Here is a 19907-nt window from a genome sequence, read left to right as displayed (position 1 = left end):
GTGTCGACGTGAGATCAGGGGCCTGCTGGCGAACGCCGACGACCGTTGTCAGCGCGAAGGAGCGGCTTGCGTGGCCCGGGAAGTCATTTGGAACGATCATCAGCTATCAACTTCTCCAAGTCAGGCATCTTAGATCCGAGCGCCTTACCGAGTGCCTTCACGCCTTTGGCTGGCAGCCTCAAGAGGCCGTTGTAAAGGCCTTCCTTCCAAGAATCTCCGCGATCCCACGCCTCTTCCCAAGCATCGACCAATTCGTATTCGTGGCGCGTCTCTACTAGGGCTTCGAATAGTAAGGAGGCCTGCACCAGGTCTTTGTCCGATTTCACGCGCCCTAGCGTGTCAGTGAGCCTTCTGGAGGCTACGATAAGCTTATGGACGGCATAGCGCTCGGGGGCGGGGACTAGGACGTTCACGCCTTCGCGGAAGAGAAGCACCGTGCGGACAGGCTCGTAGATCAGGAAGTCCAGGAACCGGAGGTTTTCTGCCGACGCGCCGCCGAGGGCGGGCATGGGAGAGGGCTTGCCCGTGTATTCCTCCGATCCTCGGTTTCCAGTCAAGAACTCCACTCGGTAACCCCGACCGTTCTGGAAGGCGACCACCTTGGCTTTGTCCGCCTGGTGCGGCACGGCTCGGAAATCGGGATCGACCGACTGGAGGATATCTAGAATGGGTGGAAGGCTGTCTTGCACCGCGGCTGAGATCGCGAAGTCCTGCGCGAAATCCGCGTCGCCTGTCTGCATGGCAGACGAGGGCAGTCGGACGCCGAGCATCCCCGCATAGGTGCTGAATGCCACCGACCCAATCAGGACCGCACGCAGCCGGAACAACCCGGCGTCGGCAAGCGCCTTCGTGATATCGCCCGCGAAGGTGTCGGGACCGGGGAGACCGGCACGACGCAACGTGCTCACCATGCGCCTGCGCTCCCGGAGGTCGTCCTTGATCCCCTTGTGCGCCTTCACGCGTGCCGTGATCTCTTCGTCGCTTTCTGGACCGACATAGCTTCGCTTGTATTTGCCCTGGCCATCTGGGAGATCGAAATACCAGTAATTGCGGTCTTTGACGGTCACGGTCACGAACCATCCTTCCATCGGGAAGTCTGCCAAGAACTGACCGTCGAGCGTCCGCTGCGTCAGCTCCGCGAACATCGTCCGATAGCTGATGTCGATCTCTCTCATCATTGGCATTTCGTCCTTTTAGAAGCGTCGACAAGCGCGGCGATCTGCCTGACGCGCGCTTCCCCTTGACCAAAGTCGCGGTCGCTCGTTTTGATCGCCGTTATAAGTTTCTGCCAAGAAATTATAACGCTGTGCAGCGCAACTGACAATGTTATAAGTTTCTGCCAAAAACTTATAACCGCGCCGACGCCGGAAAAGAGCGAAGGCAATTGCGACGTCGCCTTTATGGAAACCGTCGAGGTCTCCAGCGTGATCACCCTGTGCCGGCGATGTCGATCCGATAACCCTCATCATGCTGATGGACAAAACCGAAGTTGCCGCCCGCTGCAGTGGAGCACATGCCGCCTTTTTCGGATAAGGAGCGATGTAGAGAACGGAATTTTCGTAGGGAACGCCCTCAGGAGGGGCAAAGCCGTGTCGCCGCTATTTGATCTCCGGTTCGATTCCCTTCAATGCGACGGACACGCCGACTGCCCTCTCACCTAGACGTCGAAAGGCCAGCGGTTGCGAGTACTTCCAGGCGTATTCAGCCGGAAAGAAGATCGACGACGCTTCGGGTGCACGGAGCGCACGATGCGCCCCGCCTTGACCGTGCCACTCAAAGGCGCCTTTGAAGGCGCGATACCGGTTTCGACTTTCTCAAACATGATCGGCCACTTAAGCGCTGTTGCCGAGAACCGCGTGGGCAAGGATTTCAATGCGAAGGCCTTCGGCCAAGAGCTCCTTCACCACCACGGTCGCGCGCACCGGATAGGGCTCTTTGAAGAACTCCGCGTAGATCTTGTTCATGCCTGGCGCGTCCGATCTTTCAGTGAGGAAGACCTGAACCTGCACGACATCGGCCAGCGTGCCGCCTGCGGCACGGATCGCGATGTCTAGATTCCCCAGCGTTCGGCGCGTCTGGGTTTCAATGTCGCCGGTGACGAGGTCGCCATTCACCGGGTCTTCGGAAATATGGACCGACCAGACGAGATTGCCGGCGCGCACGACCTCGCTGACCGGCACGTCGCAGGGGTCTGATCCGGTATCGATGGCTTCAAACATTCTGTTCTCCAAGAAAATAAGGCGGCTCATTCGCGACGTGCGTCGAAGCGGGTCACGAACTTCGTAGTGAGATAGCCGTCGAAGGTATCAATTCCCCCTTCGCTACCATAGTCGCTGTCATTGACGCCACCGAAAGGCGTTTCGGGTAGCGCCAGGCCGAAGTGATTGATGCTGACCATCCCGGCGGCAAGTGCTTGCGCGGTGTGCTGCGCGCGACTGCTCGACGCGGTGAACACGTAGGAAGCAAGGCCAATTCAGGGCATCGGAGCCGCTCGCGACGACCGTTGGCGCATAGAAGTAGCCGGCTTTGCCGATGCGGTTGCCGCCGGTCACGATCTCGGCCCCCCGATCGCGTGCATTTTGTACGAAACCTTCCATCGTCGTCACCCGCCGGGCGTGGCAAAGCGGCCCCATCTGTACGCCCTCGTCGAAGCCGGTGCCAACCTTCGTTGCGGCGACCTTTTCGCTGAAGCGCGAAGGGAACGGTCATAGGCTTTCGCCTGCACGTAGAAGCGGGTCGGCGACATCTCTGTCAACTTGGGAGTCCTTTGCGATGCGCGATCGACCACGGCTGAGCGGCTGGAAATCCGTTAACTCGCTGAATTGCTGCAGGAATATTTGGAGGGTCTCTTCTGGCGATTTCTGCCATCATCGTTCAGGCAGCCCGTGCCAGGGTAAAACGATCAGCATCGAACATGCTGACGGCGGCCGATCGGCCGGAAAAATTCCAACGACGGGCCGTCGCCAATCGCCGACGACGGCACCAGCCTTTGACGGCTTGCGCTCGCTACGACGCTCGGCGACAGGTATTGTCCCGGCTATCCCGGTAGATCAAAGCCGCATCGGAAGGGTTCTTCCGCGCGTGAGGCCGCTCGTGCGTAGACATCGCAGCAGGATGCACATTTACGGCCGCTCGGCTTCTACGACCGCCTCGAGGAATGCCAATAGAGATCGACGAACGGCAGCCGACCTGATGCGCTGAAATGCTCTGTTGAGGGCCACGCCCTCTTTGGTCGCAACGAAAGCGACCAATTCGTCCAATGCCCGACTGAACTCTGCCTGAGACCTGCCGCGATCAACGAGGCAAGCAACTGGAACACCGAGCCCGGAGGCTATGGCGGCGAGGCGGCTGGAACCGATCCTGATCCGACCGCTTTCGTACTTCCGGACCAACTGGACCGAAACGTTGAGGTGTACCGCGAGATCCAGCTGTCGCATGCCGACCTTCCGGCGAAGCCTGGCAATCTCTCGCCCGACCTCCAAGTCGACGTCGTCCACCCTTTGCAGTTGCCTGCCCATTCGCTATTCGGCACCCCTCAGATCGAAGCGAACCTGCTGATATCAAACAGCTGCGCGCCTCCGCATAGCGTGCATTTACATACTATAGTTGATAAACTCAAAGTTTCGGTCCTGCCATCAGTGGCGCATGGATATGCGCAAGTTGGTCGGCCGGAATTTTGCGCGCCTGCGTCGGGAAAAAGGGCTGACGCAGGAAGAAATCGCCGCGTCAGCGGACATCAGCCAGCAATATGTCAGCGGTCTTGAACGAGGCGGACGCAATCCGACGGTCCAATCGCTTTACAAGATCGCCAAGGCACTTGGGGTGAGCCATATGGAGCTTGTCCGTCCCGACCGTGAAGACGAGCGCTGACGGATTTCAACGTTCCCTGCGGCAAACAAGCTCCAGGTTCTGAACATCTACCCTATGGGCCGCCATAGGGATCAGGCGGCGAACGGCCTCTATCCGATTGCGATCAAGCTTGGCTTCCAACACGCCTATATCTTCACCTGCCTCGGCCACCACTTTCCCCCAGGGATCGCAAACCATCGAATGTCCATGCATATAGCGCCGCTCGCCGGCGGGCGTTTCATAGTGACCGCATTGGCCGCAGGCGACGACATAGGCCTGAAACTCGATCGCGCGGGCACGGCATAGGACCTCCCAGTGATCCTTTCCGGTCTGTTGCGTGAAGGCTGCCGGCAGAATGAACGCATCGACGTGCTCCTGTGCCAGTCGGTCGAACAGTCTGGAGAAACGCAGATCGTAGCAGATGCAGCAGGCCAGCTTCATTCCACCGATCTCGTAGACCAGCAGGCTGTTTCCCGGACGGACTGCCTCGGATTCGTTGTAGACCTTGCCGTCGGGCGCAACGATGTCGAACAGGTGGATCTTCCGGTAAGCTCCAATTTCCTTTCCACGTTCGTCGAACACGACGCTGGTGTTGAAGATGCGGTCGGATGTCCTCGACGTTTCGAGAAGACTCCCGGCATGGATTGCGACCCGATTTCGGGTAGCGAAGCTCTGGACCAGATTGTAGGCTGCGCCTCCGGGTACATGATCGGCCGCCGATCGCTTCTCGGCCGGCGTCCCACCAGTCCAATCGAAATGCTCGGGCAAGACAATGAGATCCGGTCTGCCGGCAAGCGCTTGGTTCATGAGTTGCTCGGCCTGCCGCAGATTTGCGGCGCGATCCGGCTGGGAGTTCATTTGGACGAGCGCTATTTTCATGATGTGGTTTCCGGTTGGAAATCGAAGATGGAACGGCCGGCCGCGAGGTGCCGGCGTACGGCGATCGAATTCTGCTGCCGCGCGATCGCAGCGCGCGCCAGCGTGAGCATCTGGTCGCGCGGCGCAACGAACACGCCTTCCCGATCGGCAAGAACCGCATAGCCGGGCAATACTGCAGCTCCGCCGCAGGCAATTGGTTCGTTGATCGAACCGCCGATGGAGACCCGCCGGTTGGTGGTCTTTGAGGAGACGCCACGGCACCAGACAGGCAAGCCTGTTGCGGCAATCTCCTCGGCGTCCGTGCAGGGGCCGTCGATGACGATGCCGACGGCGCCCCTGGCCTCCACCGCGGTTGCGACGCCACCTCCGACACAGGCTATATCGTCTCCATCAACCCGCGCAATGACGAGCAAGTCTCCGGGCATCAGGAGGTCGACAGCCCTATAGATAATGGTGCCATCCCGGCCGGGGGCCGCGACTGTCACGGCCGAACCAGCCGCCTTTGCCGGAAACAGCGGCAGCACGCCGTGGCTGACGAAACCGAGATGTTCGACATGACCGATCGTGGCCGTTTCGGTCTTTCCCATCAATGCTATGAGTTCCTCGGAAAGGGGAGGGTGCCTGTCATTGATCCGGTAGGGTTGCATGTCTGACCTCCTGATGATCGTTGCTGTCAGACCGGGCGTTCGCCTGATGTGGTGGTGCGATGCATGATGCGGATGGAGTTCGGATCGAAGCCGTCCCGGCGGTGCATGGTGCAACGGTTGTCCCACATCATGATGTCGCCGACATCCCATTGCTGGACGAAGACCTCGCTGGTCGATGTGGTGTGCTGCCAAAGATCGGCGAGAAGGGATTCGCTTTCGTCAAGCGCCATGCCGACGATCCAGGCGCCTTCGGCGGTGCCCCCGAGATAAAGCGCCTTGCGCCCGGTCTCGCCATGCAGACGAACGAGTGGATGAACCATGCCGCTCCATTCGCGGAAATCGCGGGTCTTGGGAGCCGACTTGCCAAGACGGAGCTTGCCGGTCTTGTCGTAGACGTTCTGGAAGAAGATCTGCCGGCCGTCGACGGCTTTCTTCAAGGCTTCGGGCAAGGTCTCATAGGCACGGTAAGACGAGAGGAAGTAGGTGTCACCGCCGCTCGGCGGTACGGCGACCGCCCGCAGGATAGCGCCGGCCGGCGGCCGCTCGTAAAACCAGGTATCAGTGTGCCATGTGGCCTCGCTGTTGCCCATGGCACCACTCGGCTTGCCGTCGGTCATGACATTGCTGATGACGAGAATTTCCTTGTGGGTCGGATGCCCGCCCTCCTGGAGCTGCTTCGGATGGATGACGAACTCCCCGAAATTCCTGGAGAAGGCGACCTGCTGGGCGTCGGTCATGGACGTCTTCTTGAACCGCAGGACACCGTGCTGGAGCCAATAGCGGCGGACCTCGTCGATATCCTGCTGAGTGTAATTGTCGAAGTCGAAACCTTCGATATCGGCGCAGACATTCGATTCATGCTGAACGGCACGAAGCCTTTGTTTATCAAGCATTTTCATCTCCTTTTTAGTGACCTCTTTCGGTCGGCACCATGGTAGCTGGGAGGCATCGCGCGGTTCCAATAGCGATGCCTTCGGATTGATCGCTCCACCCTATCGATCTGCCTCAAGCGCTGAGGGGCTGGATGTCGGCGTCGTCGATACCGAGACGAATGGCGTCACCGACTTTCGGCGGAACACTCGCGCGGGTCGCGCGGAGAAGCACGTGGAGACGCACATCCGAACCGAGATCGGCATCAATCTCGAAGGCGGCACCGAGGTTGATGACCCGTCGCACGGTGGCATTGAGAAGGTTGGCGGCCCCGTTCCCCCCTATGCCCGGCGGCAGAACCGCGATGCTCTCCGGACGGATCGAGCAGTAACGGATCTCGGCAGAGAGCTCGGTCTTGTGCGCCTTCAGGATCAATCCATCTCCAACCACCAGTTCGAGACGGGCCGCTTGCGTTGCCGTGGATGTCACCGCCAGGATGTTCGACTTGCCGATGAAATCCGCCACGAAGCGCGAGTTCGGCTCGCGGTAGAGGGCGGCAGGCTGCCCCTCTTGTGCAATCGCCCCTTGCCACATGACGACCACCCGATCGGACATCGCCATGGCCTCCTCCTGATCGTGAGTGACGTAGACGAAGGTCATTCCGAGTTGCTGCTGGATTTCCTTCAGTTCGATCCGCATCGCCTCTCGGAGCTTCAAGTCGAGATTGGAAAGCGGCTCATCGAGAAGCAGGACCGACGGCCTCGGCGCGATCGCCCGGGCAAGTGCTACCCGCTGCTGTTGGCCACCGGACAGTTCCCGCGGGTAACGTTCTCCCATTCCTTCGAGGTGAACGCTGCGGAGCGCGCTTTTGACGGTCGCATCGGCTTCTTCTCTGCGAACGCCCTTCATCTTGAGGCCGAAGGCCACGTTCTCCGTTACCGTCATGTGTGGAAAGAGCGCATAGTTCTGGAACACCAGGCCGATGTTGCGGCGTTCCGGCGGCACGCGGACCTGGCTTCGTCCCTTGATGCGAATGTCGCCGTGTGATGGGGCGGTAAAGCCGGCGATCATGTTGAGCGTGGTCGTCTTCCCGCAGCCGGATGGGCCGAGGATGCTAACGAATTCGCCTTGAGGAATTGCGAGGTCGATATCCTTGACGACCGCCATGCTGGCGTAGGACTTGCTGACCGAGACGAGTTCGATGTCGAGTGCGTTCATTTGCTGCCACCATGGAGTTGCGCGGAAAAACCGCCGATCTTTTCGAAGAGGAAGATGACCGTAAGGATGAAGGCCATCGAGGCGACGTTGACTGCCGCGAGCACCGGATCGAGGCTGTATTCGAGGTAGTTGATCACGGTGATCGGCAAGGTGCTGTCGCCGGGCCTGACCAGGAAAACCGATAACGGGATGTTGTTGAACGAGATGATGAAGGCGAAGGTCGCGCCCGAAAGAACCCCGGGCTTGATCATCGGCAGCACCACCAGCCGGATGCGTTGAAGCTTGCCGGCTCCGAGAATCTGGGCTGCTCGATCGAGGTTGGCGTCGAAATTCGCAAGCGAGGTCGCCACCATGCGGGTCACGAAGGGGAGGGCGAGCACCACGTGCGCAGCAATCAACGCCGGCGTGCCGAGAAAACCCTGGAGCCCGATCATCGAGAGGAAGAGCACGATTGCGACGCCCTTGACGATCTGCGGCACCGAAAGCGGCGATAGAAGGCAAGACATCAGGGCGTCGCTGCCCGGAATACGCTCGTAGACGACCGCATAAGCCGCGAACAATCCAAGCACCCCGCTGATCGCCGCGACGACCGTTGCGATTTTCACGCTCGCAAGGAACGGGTCGAGCCAGCGGCTAGACCAGAGATCCGCATACCAGCGCCCCGTCCACTCCCAGGGCTGAAGCGTGACAGCCGATGTCGGGCTCAAGGAGGCTGCGACGACGACGATGAGCGGCAGAGTGATGAAGCAGAGGACCGCGCCGAGCGAAATCCAGTAGAGTATCGAGATAAGCCTGTTCATCTTTCACCTCCCGATGAAACAGAGGCGCGCAATCTGCGGCGGCTTTCGTAGCGAACGCCGACGAACGAGATGGCCAGCATCATGAGGAGCAGCGCCATCGCCATGACCGATGCGAACGGCCAATCGATGTAGAAAAGCACCTGCTCGTAGATCATCGTCGCCAGCACCTTGAAGCCTGCGCCGCCCAGAAGTGCCGGGGTGGCATAGGCGCTCGCCGCCATGGTGAAGGCGATCAACATCGAGCTGACGATGCCGGGCACGGAGAGGGGCAGGACGATTGTGCGGATCACCGCCAGCCTCGATGCGCCGAGCATCTGCGCTGCCCGCTCCAGGTTCGGGTCGATGCCCTGAATACTCGTCATCAACGAGAGAATGCCGAAGGGAAGCACCACATGGGTCAGGCCGACGACGACGGCAAAGAGGTTCTTCGACAAGGGGAGGGGCGAGCTGATGACGCCGAGATGGAGGAGCAGATCATTGATGAACCCCCGATCTTCCAGAATGATCAGCCAGCCATAGGTTCGAAGAACGACGCCGGCGAGTTCGGGCGCGAGCGCAAGCGCAAACACCACCGCCCGCCAGCGCGTGGTTGACCGTGCCAGGAAATAGGCGACCGGATAGCCGAGAACGGTCACGCTGACCGCAACCAGCAAGGACATCAAGGCAGTGCGACAGAACCCGGCAATCGAAAGGCCGTCGGTGAAGAAGCGCTGATAGTGCTCGAGGGTCGGAGAGAACGTTTCGGTCTGAGTAAAGCTCATCCCGATCATCATCCCCATCGGCAGTGCAAAGAAGACCGAAAGAACAAGAAGCGACGGCGAGAGCGCGGCGAACTGAAACCACCTGGGGGTGCGCCGGCGTTGCGCCGGCGGATGCAAGTCGAGAGCAAGGCTGTTCATGAGCGCGCTCCTCAACGGGCGTTCGGAACGACGTCACGTTCCCAGCGCTCGGCCCATTCCGGCAGTTTTTCCTGAAGTCGGAGGAGATCGGGCAGGTGCAGACGATCGCCGTCCGGTCCAGCCGTGAGCTGCCGGTCCTTCAGCTCTTCAGGTACGGAGATGTCGCCGCGTGCGCTACCGACGCGGTAACCCGCGACCCACGCCTCCTGGCTCGACTTCTCGAGGAAGAAATCGATGAACCTCCGGGCGGCATCCTTGTTTGCGGCACCGATTGGAATGTTGAGGGTTGCGACAAGCGGAATGGTCCCTTCCTTCGGGCTGATATAGTCGACCGGCAGGCCTTCATCGACCATCAGCTGCGCACGCCCGTTCCAGAACGGCATCGCCCAGACAGAGCCCTCGCGCAGATAGCTTTCAAGGATTGCGGAGGATTGCTCGAAACCCACCGACTGCGCCGATACCTTGGCCATGGCATCAAAGCCCGGATCGACGTTGTCGATGAGGTCCCCACCATTCGTGACCGACATCATCTCGAGGAGATAGACGGCCATGATGTTCTGGAAGGTCGGAAGAATGACCCTCTTGTCGAGCTCAGGCTCGAGCAATGCGGACCAGGAGGTGGGCTGCGAGGCAAGCTTGTCTGTCCGGTAGAGGAGAGAAAGGTATTGGACCTCGTGCACTGCGCCGCAGGCACCGGCGACCGCAGCAAGCTCGCCTTGAAGGGCGTTGAGGTTCGGGATCGACGACGGCGTCAGTTTTTCGAGCAGTCCGTCCTTGCATCCTTGCAGCGACTGGGATGCGGTCATGACGACCAGATCGAATCCCGGCCGTCCCTTGGTGGCCTTGATCTTGGCATAGTCCTGCTGGGCGGATCCCACGGCATCATAGACGACCTCAATCCCAAAACGTTTCTCGAACGGTTCGATGATCCGCTCCCGGATGATGTCCTCGTAGGGACCTCCATAGCTGTTGATGATTAGCGTTTCGGCTCCCGCCGTTCCGCTGCCAATGCCCGAAATTGCCAGGCACAAAGACGCAAGCAAGCGTTTCGCTCCCACGGTGTCTCTCCCATTCGTTGTAACCAGGACGAATGGTGGCGGCCGGGAGTTCGTGGGTCTAATCGGCGATCCCTAGGATTAATGTCCTAGGGATATTAATTCATCGCTGCGAGCGCGTTGCGCGCTGTCCATTTGAAAGCGCTTCAGGGTATTTTTACCCTATTGCAGCCGCTCTGCTTTAAATTGTAATTCGTATGATAATTTGATTGGCAAGCATGGCAATGGCGAGAGAGACACCCTTCAGCGCAGTCGCGCGCAAGATGCTCGACAACTGGCTTCAGACCGATCCCGAGCACCCGGCTTCACCAGAAATCGTGTACCGCGACATCATCGATATGCTGTCGATAAAGATGCGTTTGACCGTGTTTACTGTCGAGGGCAACGACCCTAAGCGCTGGTATATGAAGGCTATTCGGCATTCCGGTTTCACGTCGCGTATTCTTAACATAAACAAGATTTTCGCCGACGCCTACATCGGTGATTTCAAGGATCAGAGCTACATGGAAGAGGCCGTGATCCCGCGGCTTCAGCAGGTGGTCTCCAGCCAGCAGCCTTCCATGGAACTCGTCAAGACACGTCTTTTCGGCGTCAACCTCGGCTATGACCGCATCCTGCTACCCCAGCGCAACATCGATCAACCGAAGTGGATCATCTCATCGTCCTATGCACAGTTCCTGCTCAGTCCGCCGCGGCGCCTTGAGCAAATGGACGTCGCCGACGAAGCAATCATCCAACTGCTGGTAGAGGGTGCGACCGCAAAAGAGATCGCCGCGGCGCTTTCAATCTCGCATCGCACGGTCGAGCACCGTCTTGAGCGGATGAAGGAAAGGTTTGGAGCCAGGAACACCGTACATCTCGTCGCCATGCTGATCGCCACGCACATCGAGCGCGGACACAGTATCGCGCCATAAAAATGGGCGGTGCAAGACATAACGCCAGTCGCAGTGCGAGCAGGAGAACTCTCTATCACCTGAACAATTGCAGGATCGCTTCGCTGTTGTTGTTGGCAATATGCAGCGACTGAATTGCAAGTTGCTCCTGTGTCTGAAGCGCCTTGAGCCTTGTCGACACCAGGTTCATGTTGGCGTCGACGAGGCGGCCGACGCCTTTGTCGATACTGTCCATCAGCTTGTTTGCGAATTCCGACTGCATGTCGGTGCGTTGCTTGAGGGCGCCAAGAACGGCCGCACCGTCGATCACCCGCTGTCCCGACACCTCGATGTAGTTCATGTAGTGGTCGACCAGGTCAGGGTGCTGCTTAATGTCGATGTTGAGGAAGTTGATCGCCGGAAGCGGCTCGATGCTGACGACGATGTTCGAAAACCCCGCGCGCGTTCCGCCGCCCCACTTGCGATCAATCAAGGGGTCCGACTTGACGATGATTGTGCGCGGATCGGCGCTGGAGACTTGGATGACCGTGTCCGGCCAATCCCCATCGAGCAGGGACCGCAGCAGAGTTACCATCTCATCGGTCGTTTCGATGGCCCCGGTGTCCTTTCCAAGAAGGTTGTTCACGTATGTCCGGTCAAATGAATATGATTTGGAGGGAGCACCGTTTATCGCAAATTGAAAGCTGACTTCGACCCCGTCAGGGGTGTCGCCGTCCAGATGAAGCGTAAAGGGATCGAACTGAAGCGCCAGCCCCGACCCTCTCTCCCCATAATCGAATTTCTGTATCAAGCCGCCCGTGCTGACCCCGGCGCTGCTCAGATTGGCAATCTCGACATAGGAGCCGTCTCCATGGCTCTGCCGCGTTTGAATGCTCATGAGCACGTCGTCGTGAATCCAGTTGTTCGAGCCCTGCGGTTCATAGTGGCCGTAGTTCGCGCTGACATATGCCCCTTCTGGGCTGAGTAGCGTGTTCAGCAAGCCGGCGAACTGGGTATTCGTGGAGATAACGCCCCCAAGACTAGCGTCATAGGCATCAACCTGCGCTTTGGTGATCGTGACCGTCTTTGTGTACCCTGGGTAGTAGGGGCCAGGGAGATCACGAAGCTCTGCGGTGATCCCGGTATCTCCAGAGGGGTCGTATTCCCTGTCGAGGATAATATCGAACTTGATCTCAGCGCCTGGGCTGTTGAAATCCAATGGCGAGCCGTGCGGAAAATTGAAGGAGAATTCTCCTGGCGCCCCGGAATTCGACTCTGGATTCATCCACCGCGTTTCTGTTTCTGTGTAATAGATCGTGGACGAGCCGCTTTGAGGATATACGGTGTCGTGCCTCATGCCGCCGATTGACTTGACGTCGCGGGGATCGGCCTGGAGCAAGCCTCCCCCTGTCGTGTTGAACAGGCTGATCTCGTCAAGATGAAGATCGATCGTACTGAGAGAGACGCTTCCTGACGATCTGGAGAAGGAGGATACGAGCGACACCTTGTTCGCATTGAGGTCGTAGATTTGTCCAATATCCGTATTCAACCAGTTTTGACCGCCAAAGCTTGAAGACGTCGCGATACTTACGACCATCTGTTTGAGCTGATTAAGCTCGGACTGGATTTTTGCCTTGTCGACGCCGGGCTCCTTGGCCGCGACGAGCTTCGCCTTGAATTCTTGCAGCACACCGATAACGGCCTCCATCCCGGCATAGGCCGTATCGATCTTGGCCGCACCGAGGCCGAGAGCGTCCGCTACGGCGGAAATCGACAGTTTGTCCGAGCGCATGGTGGTTGATATTGACCAATATGCGGCATTGTCTGCGGCGGTGCGGATGCGGAGCCCCGAGCTCGCCTGGAGCTGTGCCTCTGCAGAATTGGAGTTGATCGTTCGAAGGAGGTGAATTGCGGAGATTGCTGAAGTGTTCGTCAGAATGCTTGTCATCAAACGGTGCCGATTCTATCAATTTCTCAAAATGAATGGCGATCGTCATGATGCCAGGCCGGCTGTATGAGCCGCCCGCTGACTATGGTTTGCAAAGTGTTAACCGAAACGGCTGGTTCGCAGGGTAGAAATACCTAAGGATCACGGTTTGCCATTTGGCACCCGCCGATCCGGTTCCCATCCGCGACACTAAAGCATAACGACGCGGGCAGGCCTCCAGTACCCACGAAGCCTCTTACCCTCATTGTTGGCCGAGCGATTATCCTTGCCCGATTGGTTCAGCCGATCAGCCATTGTCTGGCGCAGCTTCGCCACCGTGCAGCTGCCGGGCGTCACTACCCTTTCCAGCCCAGAGCTCAATCATGACGTGAGCGGCGCCAAGAAGGCGGCGAAGAGCGGCCCGGTCATCATCACGGACCGCGGTAAGCCGTCGCACGTTCTCATGACATATGATGAATTCGAGCGCTTGAGCGGCAGGCACCGGAACCTTGTTGACGCGCTCGCGATGCCCGGGCTTTCTTCAATCGACTTTGAGCTGCAGCGGGCCGAAATCATGCCTCGCGAAGTGGACTTGTCTTGAAGTACCTGCTCGATACCAACGTCGTTTCGGAGTTGCGCAAAGTCGGGGACGGCAAGGCTGACGCAAATGTGGTGGCCTGGATTGGCGGAGAGGACGCACGCAAGTTCTTCATTTCGGTCATTACGATCCTTGAACTTGAGCGCGGTGTGCTTGGAGTACAGCGCCGGGATGCCGCGCAGGGCGCCCGGCTCCGGTCCTGGCTCGACAGCCGCGTGCGTCCGGAATTCGCAGATCGCATCGTACCAATTGACGGTTCTATCGCGACCCGGTGCGCCCACCTGCATGTTCCTGACCGGCGCAATGAGGCCTATGCGCTGATTGCCGCAACCGCCCTGGTCCACGACATGACCGTCGTGACACGCAACACGGCGGATTTTGAAGGGACCGGTGTCGTCGCGGTCGACCCGTGGCAAGCCTGACCTGTCCATCAGGCCATTAAACTATCGGACCGGCACGGTGGGTGCGTTCGACCCGATCCCCGACAGATCGATCCGCATATCGGCCGACGTGATGTCACCCGGTTGGGCTTCGTCGACCGATGGCAAGGAGGGTTGATCGCTGTTGCGGCTGTCCTGCGAGCGAACGGCCCGTTCGGCTGCCAGCCCGCCCGGATCCTCTGCCTGGAATACGTCCTTACCCTCGAACTCACCCGAGCCCCACGCATGGAGGCTGTCGGACAGGACATAGGGTAGCGCTTCGTCGCTAGCGTTTCGGCCATACCACGCGGCGACGATCCGCATGATTTTTGCGAACATTGCCGTCCCCATGCGAAGGTTTTCACAGGCATTAAAGAGGGTAGGGCTCAATACCGTGCCACTCTCTATCCCAAGGTGAGCGGGGTACGAGGTCATTCCAACCCGCACGATTGCGTGCCCGACATAGCGGCGGGCGATTGCGAGCGCTTGTTCTGGGGTCTCAGCCTTTTCCACCAGGATCTTCTTTTGGCCGACCTTGACCGTGACTGCCAGCGGATCGCCGTTTCCGACCGCGCGGACGAACGCCTCGACCACGTTTAAGTCCAGGGACGGATCTGCGCATTTCTCGATAAATGCCGCCTCAAGCACGATGGCCTCCAGATCATGTGTTGAAAGAAATCACGAGCGGGATGCCAAAGAGACTGGCCCAAGCTGCCACGTTGGCGCGCTGGATATCGACGATCGAACTGCCGGCAGTCCACCAGCCGTTCCCAACGGCTACGACGACGTCGGCACCTGCGAGCATCGACTGAAGAACAGGCCAGACCAACAATTGCTCGTAGCAAATCAAGGGTGCAATTCGGCGCTTGCCCACTTCGACCACAGGATTGGCAAAGAAATGCGCACGCGCCGCTCCACGCTCGCCGATCCACGGATCCCAGGGGCGCCACATCGAAACCGGAACTGGCATCCGCTCCCGATAAAGAATGTCACTGCCGTCACCATCGATCATGAGGAGCACGTTGTCGTATCCACTGGAGTCTAGCACCGCAGCGCCGGCCATGACCGTGACCCCGCGCCCATGCAAACTCTTCTTCCAGAACGAGCCAAGCGTCGGTGTCCAGAACCCCAAGGCGCTCTCCGGCAAGACGATGAAACCTGCGCCTTGGCTCGCGATCTCATGGACCGTTGCAATCAAGTCACGCTGCCGCTTCAGAGTTGCGTCGCGACCAAGCGAAGGCCCCATTTCGAGGTCGACGCCGCGCCATGTCGCAGGTAGCTTTGGGTCGGTCCAGATAGCGGCGGACCAGAGCCAAAAGCCTGTCAAGGCAACGGCGACAGCCGGTCCCATACGGGTTGCGAGGCCCATGAGGCCGGCTGTCATGGCAACCAATCCCCACCATCCCCAGCCCGGAAACAGAATGCCTGAGGCGGTGAGCGGGTGTGCCCATCCGGTTATCCCGAGGGGTGGAACCGCCATGAGAAACATCGCAACGAGAAAGCCGAACGGCCTCCAGGCCGAGCGCTTGCTCCAGGCCGCCAGATGTACCAGGACGAAGCTCACTGAGGCTGCGAGCCAGAAGATGAGACCCGGCCAGACGTCGGTGGAATAGAACTGCTGAACGCCGAGCGGCAACCCACGAGAGGCCGTCAGAAAGTATGCGGCCGAGACGATCAGGACCGCCATCCGGTTCGGCGCCTTCGACCAGATCAGCGCAAACGCGCAAGATGCCGGCAACAGCAGCAGGTTTCCGCTCCAACCGATCCATCCGGCAACGATGGCAGCGACCGCCAGCACGGCCGTTAGCACGAGATCACGGCGCATAGGTCAGCACCGCATCGGCCAAGCCGAGAATTCCCTCTGCAGGAACTGGACCAAAGTACCGGGAGTCCCAGGAGGCTGAAAAACTGGAATGCAGGAACACGTGGCCGGCCGGAACGACCCCGCCCTTGAAAGACGAAAGCGGGCGACCACGACCATCGCTTTTCCGAACGTTGGCGTGAGCAATCACGCGTCCGTCGATCTCAAGTTTGTGGCCGATCTCAACACGTTGTCCCTCAAGCGCGACCACCGTCTTTATGAGCGGGCCGTATCCGCCGGGGCAAAGGCCTGCCCGCAGATAACCACGCATGTGCGCCTCGCGAAATCGCGGCGTGTCCGGCGGGCAAACAAAGACAAGGTCACCGGTGGCGACCGCACCTGCCAGCGGACGGATCCGCCAAAGACCGAGCGATTGGCTCGGCGTCCAGTTGAGGCGATAGCCGCACGCCAATCCGTAGAAGACGATCACGAGCGATGACAGCAATCCGGCCAACACCACAAGGAGCGGCCGTTGACGCCACCGGCGCGTTGTTCCTGAACGAGCGGATCCGTTTGTCATTTGAGTCGGAGTTCCTTGCCTTGTGATTGACGCTGCGTTTCGGACAGCTTGAGGCCGGCAGCGACACGATCACGCGCAGAAAGCAGCTGGATCGTCCGCATCGCGTCCCAAGCCAGGCGCACTTCATTCTTCTGTTGAGGGGCCATTCCCGCCGTGACGGCCGCGAAGACCTCGCCATCCGGGGCCTTCGCAGCAATCTGCGGGAAGGTGCGCTCGCCGAACCTTTGGCTGACCGCGGCTGAAAATCGCTCCAGCTCCTGTCTGATTGACGGGGGGAGCGGCGACGGTTCATGGCGTGCCTGATCATCGCGCTCGAGCCCTTCGCGCAATTGTTCGAGCGCCTGTCTGGTCACTGGCGAAAGAGCCGGGATCTCTACCGCCAACTTCGAACGAACGGCATTTTCTTCAGCCAAGCACCTTCGCTCAGTCTCAGCGCGTACGCGAACATAATCTGCGAGATTTCGGGCGAGCGCCGGCACATTGAGAAGTGCTGCGTCGCGATCCTTTTTGTCGGAACGGCTCGCAAACATCCCGGTCCTGCCACTGAGCGCGCCGAAGTGCTGTGGCTCGGCAGCAAGCTCTTGAAGGACGGTTGCAGCGAGCGAGGTATCCTTCAACATCGCATCAACCTTGACGGCGGCAAACGCGACCTGCGGATCAGCGTAAACCAGCTGGAAGCGCATCGAGACGTCCTGCCATCTTTCTCTCAGGTTGAGGTCCGCCGCGAGCCTGTCAGCGACTGCTTGCTCGACAGATTTGGCAAAAACCGTGATAGCGGAAACGATCGGTCTTGCAGCTCCGATTGCTGGGGCCGCGCGCTCAAGCTTGCCGCGGGCAAGCCCGATCGAAGACGCCAGATCGACCAATCGCGCGCCCAGCATCGCGAGTTTTTGCTTCTGACCGACGATCCAGTGAAGCCGGTCACGGACGACTGTGCGGGCAACGCTCATGAGGTGCAGTCCGCGTGCTTCCGCAAACCGCAGTGCCTGGCGGTAGAGCGGTCGTGCCTCGTAATCGAGCGTCGTTTCCTTAGCGTTGCGACGCGACAGGATCGGCACCAGGCCGCCCGACTTTGCGAAGGAGCGGCGACCGTAGTAGACGGCAAGTTCGTCGCGGTGGCGGGTCATCGCGACATAGGTGAGATGGCGGTCCAATGACAGCGACGCGAGCACTTTCACCCGATCGACGGTCGCACCTTGCGACTTATGGATGGTTGTCGCGTAGCCGTGGTCGACATTGTTGTACAAGCGCTGTTCAACGGTAACGTCGCGTCGATGTGTCCCTTCGCCAATGCTTGCGATGAAGCGGCCAGGACCCGCTTCCACCACGCGCCCAAGCATGCCGTTCTTGACGCCCAGGATGCCATCGTTCTTCAGGAACACGATCTGGTCGCCGGCGGAAAAATTGCGGTTTCCGTCTGCTGTGCGGAACGCGGCGCCTTCACCGACAACCCCACGTTCGACGAGCCTGGCGCGCGCTAGGCTATTGAGCAGGCGCACGTCTCGCCGCAGATGCGCGAGCATCAAACTCGTCTTTGTCAGGTCATGCTCCCTGTCCCAATCGGTGATGAGGCGTTCGATGGCCTCGGATTTGAGCTCCGCACCTACTATTTTGCCATTGGCGCGATAGGCATCGATCGCTTCGCCGATCTTGCCGCGGGCGAGATCAAGCGACGCGCTGCGCATCCAGGGCGCGCGCTGGCGATAAATGGTCTGGAGTTCGGCATAGCCGACCCGGTCGCCGATCGCGCGAAACGCCGCACCGGCCTCGATCGGCTGAAGCTGTTCGGGATCGCCGACGAGGACAAGTTTCGCGCCGGACCTTACGACGGCTTCGACGAAGAATGCCATCTGCCGGGACGAGACCATGCCGGCCTCGTCGAGGACAAACACTGTCTTTTCGTCGAGGCAGTCGGTGCCTTGCGCCCAACGACGCTCCCACGACGAGAGCGTGCGCGAGGCAATGCCTGCCTCCTTCTCCAATCCCTCGGCCGCCTTGCCGGCAAGAGCCCCGCCGACAACGCGATATCCCGCCGCCTGCCAGGCCTCACGAGCGGCTTTCATCATCGTTGTCTTGCCAGCGCCTGCACGACCGACGACGGCAGCAAGGGCAGCCCCCGTCGTCAGATGCTCAATGGCCGCCTGTTGCTCATCCGAAAGACCTCGATTTTTAGAAAAGGTTGCCTCCAGCAAAGCGCCGCGGACACCATGCGAAGTTCTTCTCGCGAGCCAAAGAGCGCGGTTTACCATCTCCGCTTCGAGCCGGATGAGTTCCCGAGTCGTGTATCGTGCCGGGGAATAGAGCCCCGTTCCAAGGTCGGTACCCTCTGCAGTCAGGCGCAATGCGCTCGGATCTCGCAGCACGCGTAACATCAACGAGCCGAAGAGATCCGCATCGTCGATATAGCGATGAAGGATCTTCGCGACGTCCCGTTCATCGAAGACGCTCTTTTCGCGCGTTATCATATCCAGCACGATTTGCGGACGACGTTCGATGCGACGCGCATTTGCCTGACGAAGAGCCTCCTGGAGTTCGAGACGCTCCAGAGAAGCCGGCATCTGCGATGCGGTGGACTTTCGCTCGATCGCCTTGGCGCCAACGCCCAGATGGATCGTCGGCGCAACCGTGATCCCCTGGCTCTCGTAGGAACGTCCATCAACGCGAATGTCGAGTCCGGCGAGCGCCAGATGCCTGTTTTGGCACGCGAACCATCCGTCTCTAAGAGCATTGAAATCGTCGACGCCGCCCGCCCAGAGCTCGTAAACGATCTTGCCCATGTCGTTGCGCAGTGGCCGGCCGTCGGGTGCAAGTAAAGCCACCTTCTTGGCTCCGAACCCTTCGTCCGTGAGAGGACGAAGCGTCGCCATCAGGTGAACATGCGGATTGCCGGGGGCGTCATGATAGACCCAGTCGGCGACCATGCCTTTTGACAGGATTTGTCTCTCCACGAATTCGCGCACAAGCCCGATGTTCTGCTCGGGCGTGAGTTCGATCGGCAACGCGATCGTGAGATCCTTGGCAAGCTGGGCATCGGCGCGCTTTTCGAACTCTTCGACCCTGTTCCAGAACGCTTCCGACGCGCCGGAGACGGAGCGATCCGCAATCATTGAGGAAAGCCAGGCTGGCGCATCAGCTGGTACCACGAACTCTTCATGGAGCAGCCCCTGCTTCGCGCGATAATCGACCCCGCGGGCCTCGCGCTCGAAGTCCATCTTCGCACAGTGGCGATAGGCGGCCGACATGACGGCACTCCGTCCCGCGCCACGGGCAACGATGTTGACGGAGAAATGAGGGACAGCCACGGCGACATCACTCCCGGATGAAAACGAGATCAACGCGTTCCTGGAAGGGACGCGCACGCCGGGGAAGCAAACCGAGACGTCGCAACAGCGACGTATAATTGCGCCCTTCAGTGCCGCTCCTTCGGAACGGCCGGGATGATGATCAAAGGCGTTGGCTCAGCCAACTCGCATTTGTGCTGGTAGATCGGCAC

General features: G+C 59.7%; 19 protein-coding genes and 2 pseudogenes. 4 read left to right on the top strand and 17 right to left on the bottom strand.

The features are described from left to right. Positions 1 to 83: 83 nt before the first annotated feature. The 4 genes and pseudogenes from PWG15_RS35660 to PWG15_RS36635 all read right to left on the bottom strand — a co-directional run bounded on the left by PWG15_RS35660 (position 84) and on the right by PWG15_RS36635 (position 3518). The gene (locus PWG15_RS35660; protein ID WP_275027596.1) at positions 84 to 1178 is read right to left on the bottom strand and encodes a nucleotidyltransferase family protein; all 1095 of its coding nucleotides are present in this window, start codon (positions 1176 to 1178) and stop codon (positions 84 to 86) included. A gap of 654 nt (positions 1179 to 1832) precedes the next feature. Further along, positions 1833 to 2219 carry a RidA family protein gene (locus PWG15_RS35655; RefSeq protein ID WP_275027595.1) on the bottom strand — a complete coding sequence of 129 codons (387 nt, stop codon included), beginning with the start codon at positions 2217 to 2219 and terminating at the stop codon, positions 1833 to 1835. Positions 2220 to 2245: 26 nt separating this feature from the next. After that, positions 2246 to 2746: pseudogene (locus tag PWG15_RS36640) on the bottom strand (aldehyde dehydrogenase family protein); the annotation flags it as partial. Positions 2747 to 3122: 376 nt separating this feature from the next. Continuing rightward, on the bottom strand, positions 3123 to 3518 hold the full coding sequence (locus PWG15_RS36635; protein WP_425536844.1) for a helix-turn-helix domain-containing protein: 396 nt from the start codon (positions 3516 to 3518) through the stop codon (positions 3123 to 3125). Positions 3519 to 3645: 127 nt separating this feature from the next. Here PWG15_RS36635 and PWG15_RS35640 point away from each other — a divergent pair, with 127 nt between their 5' ends. After that, positions 3646 to 3870: a type II toxin-antitoxin system RelB family anti-toxin gene (locus tag PWG15_RS35640; protein ID WP_275027594.1), complete on the top strand. Its 225-nt coding sequence runs from the start codon at positions 3646 to 3648 to the stop codon at positions 3868 to 3870. A 6-nt stretch (positions 3871 to 3876) separates the two neighbouring features. Here PWG15_RS35640 and PWG15_RS35635 read toward each other — a convergent pair whose 3' ends face one another. From PWG15_RS35635 to PWG15_RS35605, 7 genes are all read right to left on the bottom strand, one after another. Continuing rightward, on the bottom strand, positions 3877 to 4728 hold the full coding sequence (locus PWG15_RS35635; protein ID WP_275027592.1) for a carbon-nitrogen hydrolase family protein: 852 nt from the start codon (positions 4726 to 4728) through the stop codon (positions 3877 to 3879). Next, positions 4725 to 5375, bottom strand: coding sequence for an RraA family protein (locus PWG15_RS35630; RefSeq protein WP_275027590.1), 651 nt, complete (start codon positions 5373 to 5375; stop codon positions 4725 to 4727). The genes PWG15_RS35635 and PWG15_RS35630 overlap by 4 nt, the downstream gene beginning before the upstream one ends. A gap of 26 nt (positions 5376 to 5401) precedes the next feature. Further along, a complete protein-coding gene (locus tag PWG15_RS35625; RefSeq protein WP_275027589.1) occupies positions 5402 to 6268 on the bottom strand; it encodes a TauD/TfdA dioxygenase family protein in 867 nt (288 codons plus the stop codon). Between the two features lie 112 nt (positions 6269 to 6380). Continuing rightward, positions 6381 to 7463, bottom strand: a complete 1083-nt coding sequence (locus tag PWG15_RS35620; RefSeq protein ID WP_275027588.1) for an ABC transporter ATP-binding protein — start codon at positions 7461 to 7463, stop codon at positions 6381 to 6383. Further along, the gene (locus PWG15_RS35615) at positions 7460 to 8263 is read right to left on the bottom strand and encodes an ABC transporter permease (RefSeq protein WP_275027587.1); all 804 of its coding nucleotides are present in this window, start codon (positions 8261 to 8263) and stop codon (positions 7460 to 7462) included. Before PWG15_RS35615 ends, PWG15_RS35620 begins: the two co-directional genes overlap by 4 nt. Further along, a complete protein-coding gene (locus PWG15_RS35610; RefSeq protein WP_425536859.1) occupies positions 8260 to 9042 on the bottom strand; it encodes an ABC transporter permease in 783 nt (260 codons plus the stop codon). Before PWG15_RS35610 ends, PWG15_RS35615 begins: the two co-directional genes overlap by 4 nt. Positions 9043 to 9173: 131 nt before the next feature. Further along, entirely contained in the window at positions 9174 to 10205 is a 1032-nt protein-coding gene (locus tag PWG15_RS35605; RefSeq protein ID WP_275028012.1) for an ABC transporter substrate-binding protein, read from the bottom strand. A gap of 230 nt (positions 10206 to 10435) precedes the next feature. On the opposite strand from PWG15_RS35605, the gene PWG15_RS35600 reads away from it, so the two are divergent. Continuing rightward, positions 10436 to 11131: a helix-turn-helix domain-containing protein gene (locus tag PWG15_RS35600; protein ID WP_275028011.1), complete on the top strand. Its 696-nt coding sequence runs from the start codon at positions 10436 to 10438 to the stop codon at positions 11129 to 11131. A gap of 55 nt (positions 11132 to 11186) precedes the next feature. Here the strand turns inward: PWG15_RS35600 and PWG15_RS36630 are convergent, their stop codons facing one another. Continuing rightward, entirely contained in the window at positions 11187 to 11684 is a 498-nt protein-coding gene (locus PWG15_RS36630; protein ID WP_425536858.1) for a flagellin, read from the bottom strand. Positions 11685 to 12644: 960 nt separating this feature from the next. Next, positions 12645 to 13037, bottom strand: a pseudogene (locus tag PWG15_RS35590) (flagellin); the annotation flags it as partial. Positions 13038 to 13359: 322 nt separating this feature from the next. Between PWG15_RS35590 and PWG15_RS35585 the strand changes: the two are divergent. Both PWG15_RS35585 and PWG15_RS35580 read left to right on the top strand, forming a co-directional pair. Beyond that, on the top strand, positions 13360 to 13617 hold the full coding sequence (locus PWG15_RS35585; RefSeq protein WP_275028010.1) for a type II toxin-antitoxin system Phd/YefM family antitoxin: 258 nt from the start codon (positions 13360 to 13362) through the stop codon (positions 13615 to 13617). Beyond that, positions 13614 to 14036: a type II toxin-antitoxin system VapC family toxin gene (locus PWG15_RS35580; RefSeq protein ID WP_275027585.1), complete on the top strand. Its 423-nt coding sequence runs from the start codon at positions 13614 to 13616 to the stop codon at positions 14034 to 14036. Before PWG15_RS35585 ends, PWG15_RS35580 begins: the two co-directional genes overlap by 4 nt. A gap of 21 nt (positions 14037 to 14057) precedes the next feature. Here the strand turns inward: PWG15_RS35580 and PWG15_RS35575 are convergent, their stop codons facing one another. The 4 genes from PWG15_RS35575 to traA are packed head-to-tail and all read right to left on the bottom strand — an operon-like array spanning position 14058 to position 19716. Beyond that, a complete protein-coding gene (locus tag PWG15_RS35575) occupies positions 14058 to 14681 on the bottom strand; it encodes a lysozyme family protein (protein ID WP_275027583.1) in 624 nt (207 codons plus the stop codon). Between the two features lie 13 nt (positions 14682 to 14694). Next, positions 14695 to 15858 (bottom strand): conjugal transfer protein TraB, encoded by a 1164-nt coding sequence (locus PWG15_RS35570; RefSeq protein WP_275027582.1) that lies wholly within the window; start codon positions 15856 to 15858, stop codon positions 14695 to 14697. Beyond that, positions 15848 to 16414: a conjugative transfer signal peptidase TraF gene (traF, locus tag PWG15_RS35565; RefSeq protein WP_275027581.1), complete on the bottom strand. Its 567-nt coding sequence runs from the start codon at positions 16412 to 16414 to the stop codon at positions 15848 to 15850. The genes PWG15_RS35570 and traF overlap by 11 nt, the downstream gene beginning before the upstream one ends. Then, a complete protein-coding gene (traA, locus tag PWG15_RS35560; RefSeq protein ID WP_275027580.1) occupies positions 16411 to 19716 on the bottom strand; it encodes a Ti-type conjugative transfer relaxase TraA in 3306 nt (1101 codons plus the stop codon). Before traA ends, traF begins: the two co-directional genes overlap by 4 nt. Between the last annotated feature and the right edge of the window lie 191 nt (positions 19717 to 19907).

This window comes from Ensifer adhaerens (assembly GCF_028993555.1).
GTDB lineage: Bacteria > Pseudomonadota > Alphaproteobacteria > Rhizobiales > Rhizobiaceae > Ensifer > Ensifer adhaerens_I.
The sequence above is the reverse complement of the archived record's forward strand: the minus strand, read 5'-3'. Positions and strand labels throughout refer to the sequence as shown.